This is a genomic window from Saccharothrix syringae, assembly GCF_009498035.1.
Lineage (GTDB): Bacteria > Actinomycetota > Actinomycetes > Mycobacteriales > Pseudonocardiaceae > Actinosynnema > Actinosynnema syringae.
Genome location: NZ_CP034550.1, coordinates 2,106,906 through 2,127,460, shown reverse-complemented (window position 1 = coordinate 2,127,460; position 20,555 = coordinate 2,106,906). Strand labels below are relative to the sequence as shown.

23 protein-coding genes are annotated in these 20,555 nt (G+C 70.6%); 15 read left to right on the top strand and 8 right to left on the bottom strand.

All coding sequences use genetic code 11. From position 1 onward, the window contains the following. The first annotated feature begins 322 nt into the window (after positions 1-322). From EKG83_RS10095 to EKG83_RS10070, 5 genes are all read left to right on the top strand, one after another. On the top strand, positions 323-811 hold the full coding sequence (locus EKG83_RS10095; protein WP_033435190.1) for an RICIN domain-containing protein: 489 nt from the start codon (positions 323-325) through the stop codon (positions 809-811). A gap of 218 nt (positions 812-1,029) precedes the next feature. Beyond that, positions 1,030-1,482, top strand: a complete 453-nt coding sequence (locus EKG83_RS10090; protein WP_051766909.1) for a hypothetical protein — start codon at positions 1,030-1,032, stop codon at positions 1,480-1,482. 552 nt (positions 1,483-2,034) lie between these two features. Beyond that, positions 2,035-2,337, top strand: a complete 303-nt coding sequence (locus EKG83_RS10085; RefSeq protein ID WP_033435191.1) for a hypothetical protein — start codon at positions 2,035-2,037, stop codon at positions 2,335-2,337. Positions 2,338-3,314: 977 nt separating this feature from the next. Further along, on the top strand, positions 3,315-3,803 hold the full coding sequence (locus EKG83_RS10075) for a hypothetical protein (protein WP_033435192.1): 489 nt from the start codon (positions 3,315-3,317) through the stop codon (positions 3,801-3,803). Further along, entirely contained in the window at positions 3,800-4,156 is a 357-nt protein-coding gene (locus EKG83_RS10070; protein WP_033435193.1) for a hypothetical protein, read from the top strand. The genes EKG83_RS10075 and EKG83_RS10070 overlap by 4 nt, the downstream gene beginning before the upstream one ends. Before the next feature lie 594 nt (positions 4,157-4,750). On the opposite strand, the gene EKG83_RS10065 is transcribed toward EKG83_RS10070, so the two are convergent. Further along, positions 4,751-5,545, bottom strand: a complete 795-nt coding sequence (locus EKG83_RS10065; protein ID WP_033435195.1) for a MerR family transcriptional regulator — start codon at positions 5,543-5,545, stop codon at positions 4,751-4,753. Positions 5,546-5,623: 78 nt separating this feature from the next. On the opposite strand from EKG83_RS10065, the gene EKG83_RS10060 reads away from it, so the two are divergent. From EKG83_RS10060 to EKG83_RS10050, 3 genes are all read left to right on the top strand, one after another. After that, positions 5,624-5,986: a nuclear transport factor 2 family protein gene (locus EKG83_RS10060; RefSeq protein ID WP_033435196.1), complete on the top strand. Its 363-nt coding sequence runs from the start codon at positions 5,624-5,626 to the stop codon at positions 5,984-5,986. Between the two features lie 38 nt (positions 5,987-6,024). Next, entirely contained in the window at positions 6,025-6,813 is a 789-nt protein-coding gene (locus tag EKG83_RS10055; RefSeq protein WP_084717114.1) for an SDR family oxidoreductase, read from the top strand. 79 nt (positions 6,814-6,892) lie between these two features. Next, positions 6,893-7,936 carry an alpha/beta hydrolase gene (locus tag EKG83_RS10050; RefSeq protein WP_033435197.1) on the top strand — a complete coding sequence of 348 codons (1,044 nt, stop codon included), beginning with the start codon at positions 6,893-6,895 and terminating at the stop codon, positions 7,934-7,936. Between the two features lie 88 nt (positions 7,937-8,024). Here the strand turns inward: EKG83_RS10050 and EKG83_RS47600 are convergent, their stop codons facing one another. The 3 genes from EKG83_RS47600 to EKG83_RS10030 all read right to left on the bottom strand — a co-directional run bounded on the left by EKG83_RS47600 (position 8,025) and on the right by EKG83_RS10030 (position 9,664). Continuing rightward, a complete protein-coding gene (locus EKG83_RS47600) occupies positions 8,025-8,468 on the bottom strand; it encodes a transposase (RefSeq protein ID WP_407690779.1) in 444 nt (147 codons plus the stop codon). Next, positions 8,416-8,616, bottom strand: a complete 201-nt coding sequence (locus tag EKG83_RS49545) for a helix-turn-helix domain-containing protein (protein ID WP_153277978.1) — start codon at positions 8,614-8,616, stop codon at positions 8,416-8,418. The genes EKG83_RS47600 and EKG83_RS49545 overlap by 53 nt, the downstream gene beginning before the upstream one ends. 142 nt (positions 8,617-8,758) lie before the next feature. Beyond that, complete coding sequence (locus tag EKG83_RS10030; protein ID WP_033435198.1) at positions 8,759-9,664, bottom strand: LysR family transcriptional regulator; 906 nt, start codon at positions 9,662-9,664, stop codon at positions 8,759-8,761. Between the two features lie 81 nt (positions 9,665-9,745). On the opposite strand from EKG83_RS10030, the gene EKG83_RS10025 reads away from it, so the two are divergent. The 4 genes from EKG83_RS10025 (at position 9,746) to EKG83_RS10005 (ending at position 13,350) form a co-directional block, all read left to right on the top strand. Then, a complete protein-coding gene (locus tag EKG83_RS10025) occupies positions 9,746-10,747 on the top strand; it encodes an alpha/beta fold hydrolase (protein WP_033435199.1) in 1,002 nt (333 codons plus the stop codon). Between the two features lie 107 nt (positions 10,748-10,854). Beyond that, positions 10,855-10,998 carry a hypothetical protein gene (locus tag EKG83_RS10015; RefSeq protein WP_153277977.1) on the top strand — a complete coding sequence of 48 codons (144 nt, stop codon included), beginning with the start codon at positions 10,855-10,857 and terminating at the stop codon, positions 10,996-10,998. 232 nt (positions 10,999-11,230) lie between these two features. Next, entirely contained in the window at positions 11,231-11,914 is a 684-nt protein-coding gene (locus EKG83_RS10010) for a response regulator transcription factor (protein ID WP_033435200.1), read from the top strand. Continuing rightward, on the top strand, positions 11,911-13,350 hold the full coding sequence (locus tag EKG83_RS10005; RefSeq protein ID WP_033435201.1) for a HAMP domain-containing sensor histidine kinase: 1,440 nt from the start codon (positions 11,911-11,913) through the stop codon (positions 13,348-13,350). Before EKG83_RS10010 ends, EKG83_RS10005 begins: the two co-directional genes overlap by 4 nt. On the opposite strand, the gene EKG83_RS10000 is transcribed toward EKG83_RS10005, so the two are convergent. Next, a complete protein-coding gene (locus EKG83_RS10000) occupies positions 13,319-14,428 on the bottom strand; it encodes an MMPL family transporter (RefSeq protein ID WP_051766910.1) in 1,110 nt (369 codons plus the stop codon). The two genes, EKG83_RS10005 and EKG83_RS10000, sit on opposite strands and share 32 nt — an antisense overlap. A 196-nt stretch (positions 14,429-14,624) precedes the next feature. Here EKG83_RS10000 and EKG83_RS09995 point away from each other — a divergent pair, with 196 nt between their 5' ends. Next, positions 14,625-15,830, top strand: a complete 1,206-nt coding sequence (locus EKG83_RS09995) for a monooxygenase (RefSeq protein ID WP_051766911.1) — start codon at positions 14,625-14,627, stop codon at positions 15,828-15,830. 67 nt (positions 15,831-15,897) lie between these two features. Next, complete coding sequence (locus tag EKG83_RS09990) at positions 15,898-16,851, top strand: Rieske 2Fe-2S domain-containing protein (RefSeq protein WP_051766912.1); 954 nt, start codon at positions 15,898-15,900, stop codon at positions 16,849-16,851. 104 nt (positions 16,852-16,955) lie between these two features. Here the strand turns inward: EKG83_RS09990 and EKG83_RS09985 are convergent, their stop codons facing one another. Both EKG83_RS09985 and EKG83_RS09980 read right to left on the bottom strand, forming a co-directional pair. Then, positions 16,956-17,621 carry a response regulator gene (locus tag EKG83_RS09985; protein ID WP_033435202.1) on the bottom strand — a complete coding sequence of 222 codons (666 nt, stop codon included), beginning with the start codon at positions 17,619-17,621 and terminating at the stop codon, positions 16,956-16,958. 637 nt (positions 17,622-18,258) lie between these two features. Further along, the gene (locus EKG83_RS09980; protein WP_051766913.1) at positions 18,259-18,888 is read right to left on the bottom strand and encodes a TetR/AcrR family transcriptional regulator; all 630 of its coding nucleotides are present in this window, start codon (positions 18,886-18,888) and stop codon (positions 18,259-18,261) included. 73 nt (positions 18,889-18,961) lie between these two features. Here EKG83_RS09980 and EKG83_RS09975 point away from each other — a divergent pair, with 73 nt between their 5' ends. After that, positions 18,962-19,714 carry an NADPH-dependent F420 reductase gene (locus tag EKG83_RS09975; RefSeq protein WP_033435203.1) on the top strand — a complete coding sequence of 251 codons (753 nt, stop codon included), beginning with the start codon at positions 18,962-18,964 and terminating at the stop codon, positions 19,712-19,714. Between the two features lie 6 nt (positions 19,715-19,720). Here EKG83_RS09975 and EKG83_RS47595 read toward each other — a convergent pair whose 3' ends face one another. Beyond that, positions 19,721-20,332 (bottom strand): hypothetical protein, encoded by a 612-nt coding sequence (locus EKG83_RS47595; protein WP_228122551.1) that lies wholly within the window; start codon positions 20,330-20,332, stop codon positions 19,721-19,723. Positions 20,333-20,555: the final 223 nt, after the last annotated feature.

The window sequence follows — 20,555 nt, the reverse complement described above, 5'->3', positions numbered from 1 at the left end:
CCGACTTTGGGCACTCCACACGCCCGTGCTCGCCGCCCGGTACAGCTGCCCGCTTGCCGTGACCCGCGATCCCAGTACCAGGTGATCGGCCCCAGGACCAGCGGAATCCCGAACTCCCCATGGCCGTTGGGAGTCCACCAGCAGAAGCTCCTGACCGCGAGGTACGCGGCGGCTGCGCCGCTCGCCGCAGTGACAGCCACCTGATGACAGCCTGTCGCACACCGGTTTCCGCAATATTCTTGGGATTCTCCTCTTTCACCCGTGCCTGGGAGTGGTGGTCGCCATGGTCGCGCGCTTGCTCGTCGCGGTTTGCGTTCTCGGCATGTCCCTCGTCCTTCCACCCCAGGCCGGGGCGTCGGACTGGTGGCTGCAGTACTCCGACCGCGGCACCGGCCTGTGCCTGGACGTCGCGGGCGGCTCCAGCGCGGACGGGGCGATCCTGCAGGAGGCCGGGTGCAAGAACCCGGTTGCCAGCGGGTCGGGCAACCAGCGGTTCCAGACCCGAGCCACAACCGGTGGGTACCTACTGGTCGCGATGCACAGCGGCAAATGCATGCAGATCCAGGGCGGCTCGCTCGTGGACGGCGCGATCGCCCAGCAGCTCACCTGCACGGGCGCGGCGCACCAGGTGTGGGAACTGCCGCTGGTCAGCGAGAACCCGAACGGGTCGTTCAACGTCCAGCTCCGCAACGTCAACAGCGGCAAGTGCCTGCGCGGCCAGCCGACCGGCACGGCGCTCACGCAGGTGACGTGCGCGAGCAGCGACACCCGTCAGGTGTGGCGGCAGCACCTGCGGTCGGTGGACCGCTGACCCGTCCCGTTCGCCCCGGCACCGTCGGCCGATTGAAGACACGACCAACGGCAGCGGCAACTCCCCCGTTCCAGCCGCACTCGTGATCATGGTTCCGTTCCGACATGCCGGGAGAAGTCCGGCCGGCCCACTTGACCGTGGCCAACGCCTTCGCCGCTGTTCCTGCTGCCCATGTGCGCCCGGGCCAAGGACGATAGGCGCTTCGTCAGCTTCGGCTGTTGGCGCGTCCGAAGACGGTCCTGCACTGGCGCCTCCTCGCGCCCGGCATCAAGATCGCCGCGTCCACGGTGTGGCAGATCCTCAAGGACGCCGGAATCGACCCAACACATGAGCACGCCTCGACAACTTGGCCGGCCTTCCTCAGCTCGCAGGCCGACGCCCTGCCGGCCTGCGACTTCTTCGAGACCACCACCTTGAGCGGCACCCGGCTGTACGTATTCGCGGTCGTCGAACACGCCAACCGCCGAACCGGGATCCTCGGCGCCACCGCGCACCCGACCACCTCCTGGATCACCCCAGCCGCCAGGAACCTCGTCATGGATTTCGAAGACGAGGGCCGACACGTGCGGTTCCTGATCCGCGACCGGACCGGCCGTTCGTTGGAACCACCAGGCGAGAAGTCACCGACCGACTGCTCATCATCAACGAACACCACCTGCGAGCAGTGCTGAACCGCTACGCGGCCCACTGCAACCACCGCCGACCACACCGAGCACCGCGACTCTCGCCACCACGACCGGACCACCCGACCGCAGAACCGGGCCGCGTGCCGATACGCCGCCGACCAGTCCTCGGCGGCCTGACCAACGAGTACGAACACGCAGCCACCTAACCGCAGGTCAGACCATGTTGCCGACGTCGACACCCCCTACGACCGGCGGTGTGAAGCCGGCAGTGCCCGCATTGGTGCCCTTCCGGACGTGGTCGCGCCGCCGCGTCTTTCATAACCTCCGTTTCGGTCCGGAGGAGGCGACAGGAACCGCCCGGCCACGGGACCGGGCGACGTGCCCTGGAAGCGGTGCGCCGGGGCGCGGGCCGCCGAGTCCTGTCCGGACCGAACCGCACCCGGCTCGCGACATCCGCCCGACACGCCGCTCCCCGCACGGTCCGACCGCACGGCCGCCGTCGCGCTGCGGCACACGGCCCACCGCCACGACGTGGTCGACGGGTCGTGTTCGTCGTGCGGTGCCCGGACCGACGACCATCGATCGAGGGAGATCCTGATGAAGTTCAAGCTCGGCTTCACCAACCTGTCCGGCACCGCGACCCAGAGCTGGGCGCTGTTCCTCGACGGCGTGTCGGTCGCGACGTTCACCCTCCAGCCCGGGAACAGCACCAGCAAGTACGTCACCGTGGAGATGAAGACCGGTGACAAGATCCAGATGACGGCGGACGGCGCCCACACCGCCGCGGGTTCCCTGGACCTGGCGGGCGACAAGCTCATCCTGAACTCCGTGACGCCGAAAGAGTGGAACCTGGAGCAGGAGGCCAAGGACCAGTACGTGGTGCAGTGCAAGATCAACTGACGCAATCGGCTGCCGTGCGCCCGACCGGCGGTGGGCACGTGGATGGCGTCGCCTGCGCGACGCGCTCGGCGCTCGGGCTGTGCGGTCCGGGTGGGGTCGGCACGGCCACCGGCTCGACCGGCCCTCCTGTCAGGCCGGTCGAGGGAAGGCATCGCCGTGTTGTGGTGGCTGACCGCTGCCCGTCGGGCGTGGTCCGGCGCCGGATCGGTGTCCAGCGCCTCGGCGGCCAGCGCGATCTCGTCGACCGGCATGGCGGACCAGTCGCTGCCGTAGTGCAGGTTGCGGGGCTCCAGAACTGCTGAGCTGCGGCGATCCTGCCCTCTGGACCCCCAGGGCAGGATCGTGAGCTGTGGCGTTACCGATGCCGAAGTCGGCGGCGCGACGGGTGTAGGTGTCGCCGCAGCGCAGACGGGCCAGGACCCACTTGTCACCGACAAAGCCAAACGCGCCTCGACCTCGCGCACGCAGGGAATCAGTCGCGCGATGTCGCCCAACACCCCAACAGCCGTCCCGGACAGCACCGCGATACGATCCGACCGCACTTCCCCAGGTCGACCTCAGCCAAATCCGAAGAGACGACCACTTATCCACGTGGTAAGTCGCACAGACTCATCCCCCAGAATTGCCCAAATCCTGTCCCGATCTGCGGAAATAGCAAATCGACAGGTAGCGAAGATGCAGTTGAACGCACTTCGGCGCAACTCACGCCAGTTCATTCAAGTTGAATTCTCCCAATTTCCTCCCACCCCCCTCCCACGGCGAGCTGATATCGACCGGTGCGGACATCGAACACTCGTGCGCTCATCGAGCGACCGACCTTCACCAACGCCGCCAGCGCCGCAGTGCCAGCGGCCATCGCACCAGCGAACTCGATCAACGAGGGCCACATCGCCGCGGACAAGAGCCGTGACGGTCGCTTCGACAGCCACAGACGCAACGACCTGGCACGCCGACGAGTTTTAAGGTACCTTGCAACTATGTCCATCGCTGCGTCGGAGATCAACTTCAGCGATCTGTCGAACAAGCCGGCCGACTCCGTCCGCAAGCTCCAGGAGTCGCCGAGCCGGACACTGCTCGTGCACCGCCGCGGCGACGAGGAGGACCTGGTCCTCACCACGGCCAGCCGGGCACGGGAGGTCCGCGAGGTCGTCTCGACCACCACCGCCCTCTTCGTGGCGCTGATGCAGCACAGCGAGAGCGTCCGGGACCTGGTAACCGACGTGATGCCCACGGCCCTCCCCTGGGTGCGGTTCCTGCCGCGCGAGGACATGCAGGCGTTCGTCGTCGAACTCGTCGACACCCTGCAAGCCGCCGACTCGCTGGGCACCCCAGCCCCGGTCACCCAACTCATCACCCAGTGGCAGCACACCGCCGAAGTCCACGCCGACCCACGACTTCTCGCGATCCTCCGCCAGGACGGCGAAGACCTCGGTGACGTCCCCGCACCGGGGGCAGCCACCGCGTGAGCCCGAAGAAAGGCGACCCGGTCGCCCCGCCCACCATCGGGGACGAGTGGCGCATCCGCTACTGCACCACCGAGGCGGTCAAGGGCTGGCAGGACCTCGAAACCCGAGCCTCGGGCAACCTGCGCCAAGCCTGGGAGACCATGCGCGGCAACCCCGGCCCGGGGCCCGGCAAGCCGACCAACCGCCACCACCAACTCAAAGGCAGCCTCGCCCACGGCACGCACAACGGGAAAACCCTGCACCGCTGGCAAATCGAGGTCACCGGCGGCGACCGCATCTGGTACTTGCTCGACGCCGACAAGCACACCGTGTGGGTGCAGTACGCAGGTGCTCATCCCAAAGCCACCGAATAGACCATCACACGTTCGGTGGGCTCGTCGCCCGCGCAACGAGCCACACGGGTGGGATGACCGAGCATAGGACGGGCAGGCGGCTGGTGAACCTATCCAGCGCCGTCCGGAGTTCGATGCGGGCCAGCAGGGCGCCGAGGTGGTAGCTGCTGCCACGATTGATGACGATGTACCACGCGTTCGGCGTGAACGAGCCAAGGCCGCGGCGGATACGCTTTTCGCGCTCGACACGATGATTCTTCTACGACCGATGACCTCGCCAAGCCCAAGCCGTCGCCGCCCGCCACCTCGCGGAGGACTCGGGCGCAGTGGACGGTGCCACCTTGGCCGACGCGGACAAGAAGGCCGGCGCACAACTGGATGCGGTCAGGACCGCCGCGAGCATCGCGGTCGGCGGCGGCCTATTCGCCCTGCACCCAGGGGCATTGCGTTGTGGGGTGGCGCCCTCCGCGAGGTCCGGCCAGGGCGGCGGCACGTACCCAGATCACTAACCGACCGACGAAATGCCGCCGCCACTGGCCTTTTAACATGACTCGAAGCCCACCTCGGCGTTGGTTCCCCGATCAAGGCGGTTGTCTCGTCGTTCTGCCGACCGCTTCAGGTGACGCGAAAGACCGGCCAGCCGATCTCGGTGCGCCACGCGGCGGGATCGCCCGAGTCACGAGGACCGACGGCGTAGACTTCCCGCACCGGTCCGGCCACCGACATCGCGTTCTCCACCACCCAGGTCCCGAGTTCGCCGTACGTGACATCGACGCCGTTGTGCTCGCCGACGTGAGTGGTGACGGCCAGTTCCGCGGCCGGGAGGACTACGGGGTGCACGCGTCCGGTGCGAGGTGGCGCGGCGGTCGGCAGGTAGACCAGCGCGTGACCGCGCTCCTGTTCGAAGAGAGCGTTGTCGTAGCAGCCGCCCGGCGGTCCGGTCACGGCGGAGCCGACGGCCGCCTCCAGTTCTGCCATCGCGCCTGCGAACCAGGCAGCGACCTCGTGGTGCTCGACCACGGCCTCCACCGCCGCGACCGTCCGGGCGGGCTCCGCGCGCAGTTCGACGTCGATCGGCGCGGGGTCGGGCCGGAGCAGGCGCCGCAGCGACACGACCGCGGTCCTGGTGCGGTCGAGCACGTCCTCCAGGCGTTGCAGGTGGTCCGCGACCAGGGCCGCCCGGACACCGGGGTCGGGGGTCCGGAGGATTCGCCGCACATCGCCCAGGGGGACGTCGAGTTCGCGGAGCCGGTGGATGACCTGCGCGGTCGGGATCTGGTCGACGGCGTAGTAGCGGTAGCCGGTGCTCTCGTCCACCACGGCGGGTTCCAGCAGGGCCGCCTCGTGGTACCGGCGAAGGGTCCGCACGCTCAGGTGGGTCAGCCGCGAGAACTCTCCGATGGTCAACATCCCCGCATTCTGGACCCTCTCCCCGGGGGAGAGTCCACGGCTTGACCCTCTCGCGCCGTGAGGCCACACGGTGGGGTCATGACACAGCACACCGATCTTCCGTCCGACCTGCTCCCGGCCACCGTGCGCGAGTTCTTCGCCGCCCACGTCGCCCGCGACGCCGACACCGCCTCGTCGTTCCTCACCGAGGACGTCGTGGTCGTGGACCAGGAAGAGACCTTCCGCGGCCGGGAAGCGGTCCACGCGTTCCTGCGGGACGCCGGGTCCGAGTTCGAGTACACGACCGAGCAGATCGGCGCTCGGCGCGTCGATGACGCCCACTGGGTGGTGACCGTGCGGCTCGAAGGCACCTTCCCGGGTGGGGTCGCCGAGCTCGACTACCGGTTCGCACTGCGGGGCGGCCTCGTCGCCGAACTCGTCATCGCCAACCACACCGCCTGACCGAACCCGTGCCACACCGATCTTCAGCGGAGAGAAAGATGTCTGGTTCCGACCGCGATCGTCTCGACGGTCGCCGGGCGCTGGTCACGGGCGGTTCGAAGGGCTCGGGCAAGGCCGTCGCGCAGAGGCTGCGAGAGATGGGCGCCGACGTCTACGTGACGGCGCGAACGATGCCCGACGGGTACGAGCACCCAGACCGATTCATCGAAGCGGACCTGACGACGGTCGAGGGCACCAACGCGGTGGCCGCTCGAATCGCCGAGGTCGGCGGCGCACTGGACATCCTGGTGCACGTCGTCGGAGGCGCGTCGACGCCGGCCGGTGGATTCGCGGTCATCACCGATGACCAGTGGCTCACGGAGCTGAACCTCAACTTCCTGGGAGCGGTGCGGCTCGATCGAGCGCTTCTCCCGGCGATGATCGAGTCCGGGGCGGGCGTGGTGCTGCACTTCACCTCGATCCAGCGTGAACTGCCCCAGTACGACGCGTCCCTGGCGTACGCGGCAGCGAAGGCCGCTCTGCGCACGTACAGCAAGGGACTTGCCAACGAACTCGCGCCGCGCGGCGTACGGGTCAACGCGATCAGCCCCGGCGGGATCGAGACCGAGGCGTACGAGAGGTTCGTGGACCGGATCGCCGAGGGCAACGGACTCACACGTGAGGAAGCCAAGCAGACCATCTACGACTCCCTGGGAGGAGTACCGCTGGGACGGTTCGCGAACACCGCGGAAATCGCGGACCTGGTCGGGTTCCTGGTCTCGGACCGCGCCTCGGCGATCGTGGGAGCCGAGTACGTGATCGACGGCGGGACCGTGCCGACCGTCTGAGCCGGACTCCTCCCGCATTCACCGATGACCTGTGACCTGCGGCAGGCGGACATCGCGTCTCCTGCCGCAAGGAGAACCCATGACCAAGCAAGTCACGGAGCGGTCTTCCGCCCAGCCGGTCGGACCGCCACCACCTTTCGATCCAGAGCTCGCCCCCGTCCTCGAGGTGCTGACCGGCCTGCGCCCACCGGACGCGTACCGCCCGGACAACATCGTGGAGATGCGCGAGCCCGTTCCCGGCGTGGAGACCCCGACCGACGAGGTCCTCTCACGCGGTGGCGCCTACAGCGTGCGGGAGCGGGTGGTGCCGGGGCCGGACGGGCAACCGGACATCTCGCTGCTGATCTGCCTCCCGAAGCACGCGGCGACCCCCACCCCGGTGATCTACCACGTCCACGGAGGCGGCATGATCGTCGGGGACAACCGGTTCGGCCTCGTCGAGATGCTGGACTTGGCCGAACCGATGGGCGTGGCCGTGGTCTCGGTCGAGTACCGGCTCGCACCCGAGACACCCCACCCCGGTCCCGTCGAGGACTGCTACGCGGGCCTGGTGTGGGTGTCGGAGCACGCCCACGAGCTCGACATCGACCCCGGGCGCATCGTCATCGCCGGTGCGAGCGCCGGCGGCGGCCTCGCAGCAGGTGTCACCTTGATGGCGCGCGACCGCAACGGCCCGGCCGTCCTGGCCCAGCTGCTCCTGTCGCCGATGCTCGACGACCGCAACGACTCGCCCTCCGCCCAGCAGATGCGCGGCCTCGGCATCTGGGACAGCTCCTCGAACGAGACCGGGTGGAACGCGCTCCTCGGCGACAGCGTGCGCGGAGGACCGGACGTGTCCGCGTACGCCGCGCCTGCCCGTGCCGCGGACCTCTCCGGCCTGCCGTCCACGTTCGTCGACGTCGGGTCGGCCGAAACGTTCCGGGACGAGGACGTTGCCCATGCGAGCCGCATGTGGCAGGCGGGCTGCCACGTCGAACTGCACGTCTGGCCTGGCGGGTTCCACGGGTTCGACGTCGTGGTTCCTCACGCCGTGATCTCGCAGGACGCCATCGCCGCCCGAGCGGCATGGCTGCGCCGTCAACTGGGGCGTACTCCCCGGCAAGGCGCTGAGCTGGGCGCGTGACCCGTGATCAGGTGTTGTCGGACCAGACGTGGGAGCGGATCACGCCGTTGTTGCCGACGCAGTACGGCAACAACCGCCCATTTCGTGATCACCGACAGACGATCGAGGGCCTCGTGTTCCCCCACCTGCGCCGGGATGACCCGCCAGCGCTCCAACACGAAGCTGATGCCGCCGGCGAGCTGAACGGGGCGGTACTGCCGAGGCGGTTGCGGATCACCGCGACCAGCCCGTCGAGCGCGAAAGGCGCCAGGTTGGCCAGGCTGCGTTTCAGGTGAGACCACACGCCCTCGGCCGGATTCAGGTCCGGGGCGTAGGGCGGCAGCCGGAACACCGTCAACCACAGCCGTGTCGCGATCAGTGCGCGCATGGCGGCGTCGAGCAGGACGGCGAAATCGGGTTTGCGGCAGACCGTGCCGGCCAGGGACACCCGACCCGCCTGGGTGGTGCGCACCCAGGCGGCCACGCCGGACTCGTCGCGCTCAGCGGCCCGGTGGACCGGCAGCTGCGGGGTGAAGCCCATCTGCCGCAGGATCCGCCAGGTCTGGGCGCATGCGCGACCGCCGCCCGCACGGGCCCCGCGACCGCGGCACCTCCACCCCGCCGGTCCGCCAGCGGGCGTGCCAGCCGTAGGCGGACTTGCGCGAGACCCGTAACAGCCGCGCCACCCGCGGCGGAGCCACACCCCCGGGCGAACATCCCGGCGGCCTCGAACCGGACCCGCTCCCGCTGGGCCCGCTGCTTCGCGGTCAGACCACCACCAACCGTCACCCAGAAACGAAACGGTCGGTAGCGGCGAACTCGACGAGGAGGATGCGACCTCCCTCAGCCCCGCGGCGTCACCGGCGTGGGATGCCGTTCGTGGAGCAGGTCGAGGAACGCCCGCGTGGCGGCGCTGGGGCGGCGTGCCGCGGCGGTGGCGACCGTCAACCGCCAGTGCAGGTCACCGTCGGCGACCTGGACGACGTGCAGGCCGCTCGGGTCGGGCACCAGGCGGTCGGCGAGGAACGCGATGCCCAGGCCGGCCCGGACGAAGTCGACCGCCGTCGCCACGTTGGCGACCTCCACCGTGACCTCGCGCTCGACCCCCGCGGCCGCGAACGCCCGGTCGACGACGGTGCGGCTGCCGAACCCGACGGGGGTGTCCACGAACGGGAACTCGGCCAGCCGGGCGAGCGTCGCCCGGTGCTCGCCCGCGAGGGGGTGGGAACCGGGCACGTAGACGGCCAGCTCCGCGGTGGCCAGCAGCCGGGTGTCGAGGTCGGAGGGCCGCGGGTCGGGCAGGGCCAGGAACGCGACGTCGAGCCTGCCCTCGCGCAGGTGCTGGGCCAGGCCGGCCGAGCCCGCCATGGCGGCCCGCAGGCGCACCGTGACGCCGGGGTGCTCCGCGCGCAGCTCCGCCAGGAGCCCCGGCAGGTCGACGACGTCGATCGCGGTCAGCGTGCCGACCGTCACGGTGCCGTGCAGGGCACCCTGGACCCGGTGGACCGCGTCCTTGGCGGCCCGCGCGGCGTCGAGGGTGTCCCGGGCCCGCGGCTGCAACGCCTTCCCGGCCGCCGTGAGCGTGACGTGCCGGCCGCTGCGGTCGAACAGCTCCGATCCCAGCTCCCGTTCCAGGGCGCGGACCGTCGCGGACACCCCGGACTGGACGACGTGCAGCCGCGCCGCCGCCCTGGTGAAGCTCCCGGTGTCGGCGACCGCGAGGAAGTGTTCGAGGTGACGCAGTTCCACGGGCCGATTATCACTCATCATGCTGACGATCATCAGCAGACATCGTTGGACGTGCTGACCGAACTCCGGTGCACTGGACCCATGCGTGACGACGACACCCCGCAGTACACGGAACTCCCCGCCCGCGCGCGGCGGGCGATCGAAGACTTCCTGCCGCCCGACGCCCTCGTGGCCGAGCACCTGCGGCGCTATGCCGACGTGCGGCCCCGCCCCGCGGACCGCGAAGGCGACACCGAGGTGCTCGACGGGGTCGTGTTCAACCACCACTTCGCCGAGGTCCCCGGCGACCAGGAGACGGTCCGCTGGCACTACGTCGAGACCGGGACCGGCGACCCGGTGGTGTTCCTGCACGGCATGCCCGACTCGTGGTTCCTGTGGCACCACCAGATGGCGGCGCTGGCCGGCTCCCATCGCTGCATCGCCGTGGACCTCAAGGGCTACGGGCAGTCGGAGAAGGGCAGGGGCGACTACCGGCAGGCGGGCGTGGCCCGGCAACTGGTCGACCTGCTCGACGCGCTCGGTATCGACCGGTTCGCGCTGGTCACCCACGACCGCGGCACCGTGCTGGGCGACCACGTGGCGGCCGCCCAGCCGACGCGGGTCCGCCACTACGTCCGCGGCGAGCAGCACCTGCACCACTTCCACCCGGCGCTCTCCCCGCACGACGACCTCCTCGCGGAAGCCCCGTGGACCGGGATGCTGGCGGATCCCGGTCAGTTCGTCGTCCGCGCCCATGCCATGGTCGGCGGCCTGCCGATCACCGAAGCGGACCTGCGCCGCGTCATCCAGGAGTTCTCCTACCCCGGGATCGACCGGGCCGTCCCGCGCTACGCGATGGCGTCCACCTTCCGCAAGGAGTGGCTCGAGCGGCGCCGGGACCTGATCCCGCGCTGGCGGAGCCCGATCACCCTGCTCCAGGGCTGGGACTCGCGCACGCAGCCCCGCGAGTTCTTCGCCGACGCCGCCGAGCACATCCCGCACGCGGCCGGCGTCGACGTGCGCTACGTGACCGGCGGGCACTTCTGGCCGCTGGAGAGCCCGGACGAGACGACCGGCGTCCTGCGCGACGTGCTGGGCCGGTAGCCCGGGGTCGTCATCCCTTCACACCGGTGTTCGCCAGCCCTTCGATGAACCGCCGCTGCGCCGGCACGAACACCACCAGGACCGGCACCACCGCCATCGTGCCGGCCGTGACCACCGCGGCGACGACCTGGGTGGTCGCGGCGCTCGATGTCGAACCGACGTCCGGCGACCTGCACCGCATCGAGGTGGCCGCACACCACGTCCAGGGCGAGCGCGTCCCCGAGCAGGTGAAGTCTCAGTTCGGGCGCTGAGCCCCTCTGCTTTCTGCGCCGGTCGCCTCCGCCAAGCCGACAACGGGATCGTCGACGCGGAGCCGGATCGACGCCGGCGGTCTGGACAGCCTGACGAACTGACGGCGCGGACCGCTCAGGCGTTCGCAAGGGCATGACCCGCGGGCACCAGAGCGGCGGCGCTCTAACCCTGGCCTCAGGTTGATCCGGGACGATGAGCGGCTGAAGCATCGACCGGAGGGGGCGGGGCGGCGTGCGGATCATGATCGCGGATGACGAGGCGGCCATCCGCGAGTCGCTGGAGCGGGTGCTCCAGGTCGAGGGTTACGACACCAGCACCGTCGCCAACGGTCTCGCCGTGCTCGACGGGGTCGAGGGCGACGAGCCGGATCTGCTGATCCTCGACGTGATGATGCCCCGCCTCGGCGGGGTGGAGACCTGCCGGCGGTTGCGGGCAGCCGGCCGGGACCTGCCGGTGCTGATGCTGACCGCCCGGGATCAGGTCTCCGACCGGGTCGCGGGGCTGGACGCGGGCGCCGACGACTACCTGCCCAAGCCGTTCGCCACCGAGGAGTTGCTGGCCAGGGTCCGGGCCCTGCTGCGCCGCCGGGCGTCGGGTGACGACGAGTCGCAGGTCCTGACGTTCGCCGACGTCCGGGTCGATCCCGACAGGTTCGAGGCGTGGCGGGGCGGGCGGCCGCTCCGCCTGACCCGGACCGAGTTCTTCCTGCTGGAGGTCCTCGTGCGCAACGCGAACCGCGTGTTGACCCGAGGCGAGCTGTTCGAGGCGATCTGGGGCTTCGACATGAGCGTCACCTCCAACAACCTCCAGGTGTACGTGAGCTACCTGCGCCGCAAGATGGAGGCCGGGGGTGAGCCGCGATTGATCTACACGCGGCGCGGCTTGGGGTACACGTTGCGGGAGACCCCTCCGTGAGCGGGTCCGCCGGCCGGGGCTCGCGCCGGCCGGCCCGCTGGTGGCGTCGGCGGTCCCTGCGGACCAGGCTGACGGTGATCGCGGCGACGGCCATCGCGGTCAGCGTGTTCGCGTCCTTCCAGGTCGCCAGCGAGCTGCTGGCCTGGGAGCTGCAGGACACCGCGAAGGACCAGCTGCGCGTGGACTGCCGCGTCCTGGCGACGAACGCGGAGCTCGCCGGTCTGGCGCAGGTCCGGCTACCGCCGTATCCCGGATCGGGTCCGCTGGTGCGGGTCGTCCTGCCCGACGGCTCGACCCGGACGCCGGACGGCCAACCCGCGCTGCCGCCTGTCAGCGAGCACGCCGGGCGCGTGGCGCGGGGCGTGTCGGCCGACCTGATGGAGTCGGGCGACAGCGACGAGGACGGCTACCTCGTCTACACGCTGCGGGCAGGCGGCGGCGCGGTCCAGGTGGCCCGCGTCGCCGACGACAGCCTGATCAACCGGTTCGGGTTGGGCATGCTGCTGATCGGGCTGTTCTGCGTGGCCAGCGGCGCCCTCGTCGGGCGGGCCGTGGCGCGGACCGGGCTGGCACCGATCGACCGGCTGGCCGCCGCCGCGGTCCGCGTCGCGCGCACCCGGGACCTCGACGCCGACATCCCGGACGAGGGGGGTGGGGAGATCCGGCAGCTGATCCAGTCGATCAACGACATGCTCGCCGCGCTCCGGGACTCCCGGCAGGCCCAGCGGCTGCTCGCCGAGGACGCCGCCCACGAGCTCAAGACCCCGCTCACCAGCCTGCGCCTCAACATCGAACTGCTGATCCGGCTCGATCGGCGCGGCACCCTGGACAGCGCACTGCCCTCGGAGAGCCGGACCCGGCTGCTCAACGATCTCGGCGCCCAGGTCGCCGAGTTGAGCACCCTCGCCACCGAGCTGACCGACCTGGCGCGCGGTGACGTCAGCGACGAGAGCACCGAACTGCTCGACCTCGCCGACGTGGTGGTGGCCGCCGCGACTCAGGCGCGTTCCCGCACGCCCGACATCGAGGTCGCGCTCGACGTGACCCCCGTGTGGGTGAGCGGGCGTCCCGCCGCGCTCCAACGGGCGGTGCTCAACCTCGTCGACAACGCCGTCAAGTGGTCCCCCGCGGACCAGCCGGTCCAGGTCCGGCTCCGTGCCCGGGGCGCGTCGGCGGTGCTCGAGGTCGACGACGCCGGGCCGGGCATCGACGCCGCCGACGTACCGCGGGTGTTCGACCGGTTCTACCGCGCCGACAGCGCCAGGGCGTTGCCGGGATCCGGTCTGGGGCTGTCGATCGTGCAGCGGGTCGTCGACGCCCATGGCGGCCAGGCCACCGTGGGCCGCTCCGCGCGCGGCGGCGCGTTGCTCCGGGTCGACCTCCCGGCCGCCCCGATCGCGCGGCTCACGGCCGGGGACGACGCCGCGATGGGCTGACCGTCCCCCGGCGCCGGTCACCGCGTGCACGGCGGTGCGCACCCGCTTGATCGTGTCGTACTCCGCGGCGGTGTCCGGCGCGTCCGTCGGGAACACCGAGATGTCGGCCCAGCCGCCGCGGGACTCGCCCGGGACGGCCACTGCCACGCCGGGAGTGCCCTTGACGACGGCGAGCACCCGCTCCTGGTGCGCCGGCCGCGTAAAGATCGTCATCGGCTGCGGTGAAGCCGGTGACCGACTCCTGCGCGGACACGAACTGGTCCTGCTCCCCCAGGGCGCCGGTGCTGCCCGTCAAACCGATGGCGAGCACGCCCAGGACTCCGAGCGAGCCGAGCGCCGCCACCCACCGGCGGCGGCTGATGGCGGCGCCGAGCCGCACCCACAGCCCCGGCTTCTCCCGCACGGCCGTGCCGAACCGCGGGATGGCCGGCCAGAAGATCCGCCTGCCGAGGACCACCAGCATCGCCGGGAACAGCGTCAGCACGGCCACCAGCGCGCACAGGATGCCGGCCGCGCCGATCGGGCCCAACCCGCTGGTGCTGTTCAGGTCCGCGACGAGCAGGCAGAACAGGCCGGCGATCACGGTGGCCGCGGACGCGACGATGGCCGGCGCCGCGCCGCGCAGCGCGTAGTCCGTGCCGACGCCGAACACCAGGATCGTCAGCAGCGCCGAGTTCTGGTCGTCGACCACGATGCCGAACCCCGTGACGAGCAGGTAGACGGTCGCCATCGAGGTCAGTGCGGCCGCGCCCACGGCCACGAGCGGGACGAGCCACAACACCGGGCTGCGGTAGGTGGTGATGAGCAGGAGCGTGACGACGACGATGGTCTCCGGTGCGCCGTAGGTCGTGCTCACGTCGAGGGTGGACATCATCGCCTTGCCGTCGGTGGAGGGTCTCGTCCGCGGGCCCTCGTCCTCCTCACCGGTCGGGGCCGCCACCTTCGGCGGGTACCGCTCGGCAAGGGTGTCGTAGTGGCGCTCGACCGTCGCGCGGTCGGCGTCGGTCATGCCGCTGTCGCGGTGGTACACGAAGACGAACGTGTCGTCCTCCCCGCCGGGGAGGCTGTCCTCCAGCACCGCGACCTCGGTGGACTGCCGGCCGACCGGCCGGCGCTTTCCCGGACGGCGCTGCGTTGACTGCGTTAATGCGGCGCTCAGGCCCGTCGACAGTCACAAGGGGACTTCTCGGCGTAGTACCGTCGTACCGCCTCTCTCCCGAAGTGACGACCGCGGTACGACGAAAAGCGACGGAATCGGGCCTAGCGTTCAGGTCATGACGAAACCTGCTAGTCCACTGTGGAGGCTCGGGACGGCCACCACGGCGCTGGCGACGGCGTTCGCCGTCGTCGCCTGCGGGTCGAACGCCGGCAACGGTGCGGTGCCCCCTCCGGCCGGCTCGCACAACGCGCACGCGGCCCAGCCGTCGTCCGCGCCGCAGCCGCTGCGCGCCGGCGAGCGGTTCCTCGACCTGAAGATGGCCGAGGCGTACACGCCCGCGCCGCCGGAGGGCGGCGGCACGGACGAGTACCGGTGCCAGGTGATCGATCCGGGCCTGACCAAGGCGGCGTTCCTGACCGGGACCCAGGTGACGCCCGAGAACGTCGCCATCGCGCACCACGCCATCGTGTACGCGGTGCCGCCGGGCGGTGCTGCCGCGGTGCGCGAGCAGGACGCGAAGACCCCCGGCCTCGGCTGGCAGTGCTTCGGCGGGACCGGCGTGGCCGGCGCCGAGGTGGAAGAGGGGGAGGCGGCGTGGGTGGACACCTGGGCGCCGGGCGCCACGGAGACACTGTTCACCGAGGACGTCGGCTTCAAGCTGGAGCCGGGCAGCCTGATCGTCCTCCAGATGCACTACAACCTGCTCGCGACCGACGGCAAGCCCGCCGGGTCGGACCGCTCGGCGGTGCGGCTGCGGCTGACGGACGGCACGCCGCAGACCCGGGAGCTCGACACGTTGCCGCTCGACGCGCCGACCGACCTGCCCTGCGCCGCCGACGAGTCGGGTCCGCTCTGCGACCGGGCGGCCTCGATCGCGGACGTGACGAAGCGGTTCGGGGCGGAGGTCGGCGCCACCGCGGACGAGCAGCTCGAGGAGTGCGGCCAGAGCGCGCCGAAGCCCGGCGACACCCAGACCTGCGACCACGAGGTGTCGGAGCCGGTGACGCTGTTCGCCGGTTTCGGCCACATGCACCTGCTCGGGCGGGCCATCAAGGTCGAGCTCAACCCGGGCAGGCCGAACGCCGAGGTCGTGCTGGACGTGCCGCAGTTCGACTTCGACAACCAGCGGCTGGTGAAGCTGCCGTCACCGGTGGAGGTCGGTCCGGGGGACACGCTGCGGGTGACGTGCACGCACGACGCGGGGCTGCGCAAACAGCTGCCGCAGCTGAGCAAGCTGCCGCCGCGCTACGTGGTGTGGGGTGACGGCACCAGCGACGAGATGTGCACGGGCATCATGACGGTCTCCCCCCGCAAGTCCTGAGGTGGGGGTCGGACATGCGTGAACCCACTGAGGTGCCTCAGGCCACGACCGTGAACCCGGCCACGACATGACCCGGTTGCGCTTGGACTCCCCGAGGCGGTCGCCGGTCTGGGTGTTGCTGCCGCTGCGTGCTTTTCTGGGTGGCACCTTCGCCTACGCCGGTCTCTCCAAGCTCTTCGACGCGCACTACTTGGACGACACCTCCCCGCTCGGTGTCCACGCGCAGATGGTGAACGCCGCCGCGACCTCCCCGATCGGCCCGCTGGTCTCGCCGGCCGCCGACCACGCGACCGTCATCGGGTTGGCGGTCGCTCTCGGGGAGGTCGCGGTCGGGCTCGCCACCCTGCTCGGGCTGTTCACCCGGCTCGCCGCGCTCGGCGGTGTCCTGCTCTCGCTCGGCTTCTTCCTGACGGTGAGCTGGACGACTCGGCCGTACTACCTGGGAGCCGACATCGTGTTCGCCTTCGCCTGGACGCCGTTGCTGATCGCGGGCGACGCCGGGGTGTTGTCACTGAGTGCCCGGCTGCGCGCGAAGGTGCGGCACCGGCTCGGCCTGCCGGTGCACCCCACGCCGGAGGAAGACGGGACAGTGCGGGACGACGTCGAGCGGCGCACCGTGCTGCGGGGCGCTCTGATCGCGGGGGCCGCGACCGCTGCCGGAATTCCCGCCGGCAGCGCCCTGGCGCTCGCCCGGCGCCCCGCCGGGCCGCCGGCGGACCCGGTGGGCCACGGCCCGGTGATCGCCGCCGTCGACGACATCGCCGTCGGCTCGTCGGCGAGCTTCACCATGCCGGACGGGACGCCCGCCCATCTCCTGCGCCCGGCGCCGGACACCTTCCTGGCGTTCAACGCCACCTGCAGCCACCAGGGCTGCCCGGTCGCCTACGTCGGCCCCGGATTCCGGTGCCCCTGCCACGGCGCCACCTACGGCGGGAACGGAGAGGTGACCGGAGGTCCGGCACCCGAGCCACTGGTCAAGATCCCGGTCGAGGTCGTCGAGGGCCAGGTCGTGCTCGCCTGAGGAACAGCTCGGCCTCGGAGACGTTGTTCGTCGGTGTCGCTCGACCCACGACGGTGATGACGTCTTCGAGGTCCGGCGGGATCTCGAACCCGCGAGAGGAAGCGCTAAACCGGCCGGGTGAGTCTCAGGTCGTAGGCGAGGATGACGGCCTGGATCCGGTTCCGCGCCCCGATCTTGGCGAGGATCCGCCCGACGTGGGTCTTCACCGTCGACTCCGACAGCGTGAACCGTCGCGCGATCTCACCGTTGGTGAGGCCCTGGCCGACGGCGACGAGGATCTCGCGCTCGCGGCCGGTCAGGGAGTCCAGCCGGGGATCCTTCCGCACGGGCCCGCAGAGGTCGTCGTCGAGCCGGTCGGCGACCGTGTCGAGCAGCCGCCGGGTCAGCGCCGGCGCGATCACCGCGTCCCCGGCGGCGACGGCCCGGATGCCGGCGAGCAGCTCCTCCGGACGGGTGTCCTCGAGCAGGAAACCGCTCGCCCCGGCCCGCAGCAGGGCGAACGCGTACCGGTCCACGTCGAACGTCGCCAGCACGAGAATCCGCGAACGCCCACCGGCGGCGGCGATGCGCCGGGTGGCCTCGATCCCGTCGACGCCCGGCATGCGGATGTCCATCAGCACCACGTCCGGATGCAGCTCGGTGGTCCGCCGAACGGCCTCGGCGCCGTTCTCGGCCTCGCCGACGACCTCGGTGTCGGGGGTGCTCTCCAGCAGCACGCGAAACCCGAAGCGCTGCAGCGGCTGGGCGTCCACCACGAGCACGGAGATCATGAACGGCTGCCTTTCGGGGTCGCGTGGACGGTCCAGCCGCCGTCCGGTGCGGGACCGGCGCCGACCGTGCCGCCGTGGAGCGCGCATGTCCGGCGAGGACGGGACCGCGTCGCCCGGCGATGCCCATTTCATACCGAGCGAACCTGAGACGACCGTTAGAACGGTGCTCGGGCCGGTTGGCCCGGCCGCATGTGCCCGTGGTCGCGTGGCAGCCCACTCACGGCATCGGCGTCGTACCGGGCGATGAGCAACGTGTTCGGGTGAGGGACGTCGTCAGTGCGCTCCAGCACTTCCCGGCTGCGGCCGCAGTCCCTCAGCCCGAGATCCGGAGTTCATCCCCGAACGGAGTGAGCCGGCGACCGCCCGCGGCCGTGGACGTCGGCCGGTCCCACGAGAACGGCTGGTGCGCGTGGCACTGGACCCGGTCGACAGCCGCGACGACCTCGTCGGAGAGCTGCCGACCGGACCACACGTGCTCAAGGTGCGGCAACGCTGTGCCTGCCGATAACCCCGTCCATGCAGGTTGAAGCCGTACGTAGCGTGAAGGGCCGAGTTGCTCGTGAGTGCGACCGCAGGTCCGCAGCGTCCTCGGCTGACACGGCACGCCGGAATCTTCCGGCCGGCAAGCGAAAGCTGATCAGGTGTGCGAACCGTCGCAGACGGGTGTGGCGCGGACGCCGTCCGCGCCGAAGCGGCAGCTGGACAGCAGGGGCCAGGCGAGCGCGGCCATCTCCGCCGGCGTGTGGGCGCAGTCGCGTTGCAGCCAGTCGGCGGCCAGCCCGATGAGCGCGCCCGCGACGAACGCGGCGTGCACGTTGTCTGGATCGTCCTTCGTTGGCGTTGCCTTGCCGGTGGACGTCAAGAGCGCTTCCGCGGTGATGCGGCGCCGGATGTGGTCGATGATGCGGGCGCTTCCCTGTGGTCCGAGCAGGCTCTTGTACAGGCCGGCGTGCTTGGCGAGGGTGGCGAAGAAGGTTTCCAACGACCCCGTCGGTCCCCCTCTTTCCGGATCGCCGCCGATCGCGCTCACCAGGCTGATCAGCTCGTCGAGCATCTCCGTGCAGGCGGCCTCGGCCAGTTCGTGCACGTCCCGGTAGTGGTCGTAGAAGGTCGAGCGGCTCACCTCGGCGCGCTCGGCCACGTCGGCGACGCTGATCTGCGACAGCTCCCGGTCCTCGACCAGGTCGATCAGCGCGCACTGCAGTGCCGCCTGGGTGCGCCGCACCCGGCGATCGACCACGGGAGGGCCGCCTTTCGTCCTGGCCATACCCACCAGTCTATCTTTCCTACATTTGTAGGCTAACCTACAGATGTAGGTAAACGTGGACTGGAGGAAGCACGTGAGCACAACCCTCGGTTTGATCGGTTCCGGCATGATCGGCACGACGGTGGCCCGCCTGGCCATCGCCGCTGGTCTGGACGTCGTCCTGAGCAACTCGCGCGGGCCCGAAACCCTCGCCGATCTCGTCGCCGATCTCGGGGACCACGCCCGTGCCGGCACCCCCGCCGACGCCGCGCGAGCGGGTGACCTGGTGGTGGTCGCCATCCCGCTGCACGGTTACCGGTCGCTTCCGGCGGAGGCGTTGGCCGGCAGGATCGTGGTCGACGCGATGAACTACTACCCGCAGCGCGACGGCCGCATCGCGGAACTGGACTCGAACGAGCTGACGTCCAGCCAGCTGGTGCAGCGGCACCTGGCCGGGTCCGCTGTGGTCAAGGCGTTCAACAGCATCGTCTACGCCAGCCTCGGCAGCCGGGCGCGGCCTGCGGGAGCGCCCGACCGCAGCGCCCTGCCCATCGCAGGTGACGACGACGCCGCCAAGAAGGAGGTGTCCGTGCTGCTGGACAAGCTGGGCTACGACGCCGTGGACATCGGCGGCCTCGCGGACAGCTGGCGCAGCGAGCCCAACAGCCCGGTCTACGTCGAGCCCTACTTCGCGGGACAACGGCCTCAGGACGCGGAGCCGGAGGAGGTCTACCGCTGGTTCGTCAACAACCCCGGCGCCGCGGTTCCCGCCGACGAGATCAGGAGGCTCGTCGACAGTGCCGTGCGCGGCGCCGCCGGCGGCTATCTGCCCGGACTGGATTCCTGAGCTCCGCTACTTCGCCCGGTGAGCGGGTTCGAGCCTGATCCCGCTCACCTGCTCGCGGATCGCCACATCGAGGTCGGTGGCCTGAAGGCGAACGTGCGCGCGGTCTCGCCCACATCCGTCCGCGCCGGGCACTGCTGATCCGCATCTCTCGGAAAGGACCGCAACGATGCAGCCGCAAACGCCGGCTCCCTGTGGGGTGCCAGAAGTCGGCCGTATGGTCTGACCTGCGGTTAAGCGGCTGTGGGTTCGTACTCGTTGATCAGGCCGCCGAGAATCGGCTGGCGGCGTATCGAGGTACAGCCCGGCTCTGCGATCGGCCGGTCCGGTCGTGGTGGTGCGAGTTGCAGTGCTCGGTGGGGTCGGCGGTGGTTGTGGTGGGCTCTTCACGACCTTGATGCCGGCGCCGGAGAAGGCCGCGTCGAACGAGGCGGTGAACTGACCGGCCCGGTCGCGGATGAGGAACCGGAAGTCGTCTGCCCGGTCGCCGAACTTCATCAGCAGGTTGCGGGCTTGTTGCGTGGTCCATGCTCCGTCCGGGTTGGCGGTGGTGCCGAGGATGTGGACGTAGCGGGTGGCGAACTCCATCACGAAGAGCACGTAGGCCCGCTTGAGCGTCACGGCGCAGTCGACGTGGAAGAAGTCGCAGGCGCTTGAGCACGCGGCGAACCGCTGAAGCGGCTACTCGGTGGTCGAGTTCGAGCAGCTCGCCTTGGATGCGGCGGTAGCCCCAGCCGGCGTTCTCCCGGGCCATCCGCTCGATCAACACCACCGCGGCATCGTCCATCGGTGGTCGGCCGGTGCGGTTCGGGTAGGTCCACTTCTTCGCGACCAGGCGCCGGTG

Coding starts and splice junctions, on each gene's coding strand:
- EKG83_RS10050 (WP_033435197.1), top strand. CDS start 6,893: ATGACCAAGCAAGTCACGGAGCGGTCTTCCGCCCAGCCGGTCGGACCG.
- EKG83_RS10075 (WP_033435192.1), top strand. CDS start 3,315: ATGTCCATCGCTGCGTCGGAGATCAACTTCAGCGATCTGTCGAACAAG.
- EKG83_RS10025 (WP_033435199.1), top strand. CDS start 9,746: ATGCGTGACGACGACACCCCGCAGTACACGGAACTCCCCGCCCGCGCG.
- EKG83_RS10085 (WP_033435191.1), top strand. CDS start 2,035: ATGAAGTTCAAGCTCGGCTTCACCAACCTGTCCGGCACCGCGACCCAG.
- EKG83_RS10055 (WP_084717114.1), top strand. CDS start 6,025: ATGTCTGGTTCCGACCGCGATCGTCTCGACGGTCGCCGGGCGCTGGTC.
- EKG83_RS09980 (WP_051766913.1), bottom strand. CDS start 18,888: ATGGCCAGGACGAAAGGCGGCCCTCCCGTGGTCGATCGCCGGGTGCGG.
- EKG83_RS09995 (WP_051766911.1), top strand. CDS start 14,625: ATGACGAAACCTGCTAGTCCACTGTGGAGGCTCGGGACGGCCACCACG.
- EKG83_RS10060 (WP_033435196.1), top strand. CDS start 5,624: ATGACACAGCACACCGATCTTCCGTCCGACCTGCTCCCGGCCACCGTG.
- EKG83_RS09990 (WP_051766912.1), top strand. CDS start 15,898: ATGACCCGGTTGCGCTTGGACTCCCCGAGGCGGTCGCCGGTCTGGGTG.
- EKG83_RS10095 (WP_033435190.1), top strand. CDS start 323: ATGTCCCTCGTCCTTCCACCCCAGGCCGGGGCGTCGGACTGGTGGCTG.
- EKG83_RS09985 (WP_033435202.1), bottom strand. CDS start 17,621: ATGATCTCCGTGCTCGTGGTGGACGCCCAGCCGCTGCAGCGCTTCGGG.
- EKG83_RS10065 (WP_033435195.1), bottom strand. CDS start 5,545: ATGTTGACCATCGGAGAGTTCTCGCGGCTGACCCACCTGAGCGTGCGG.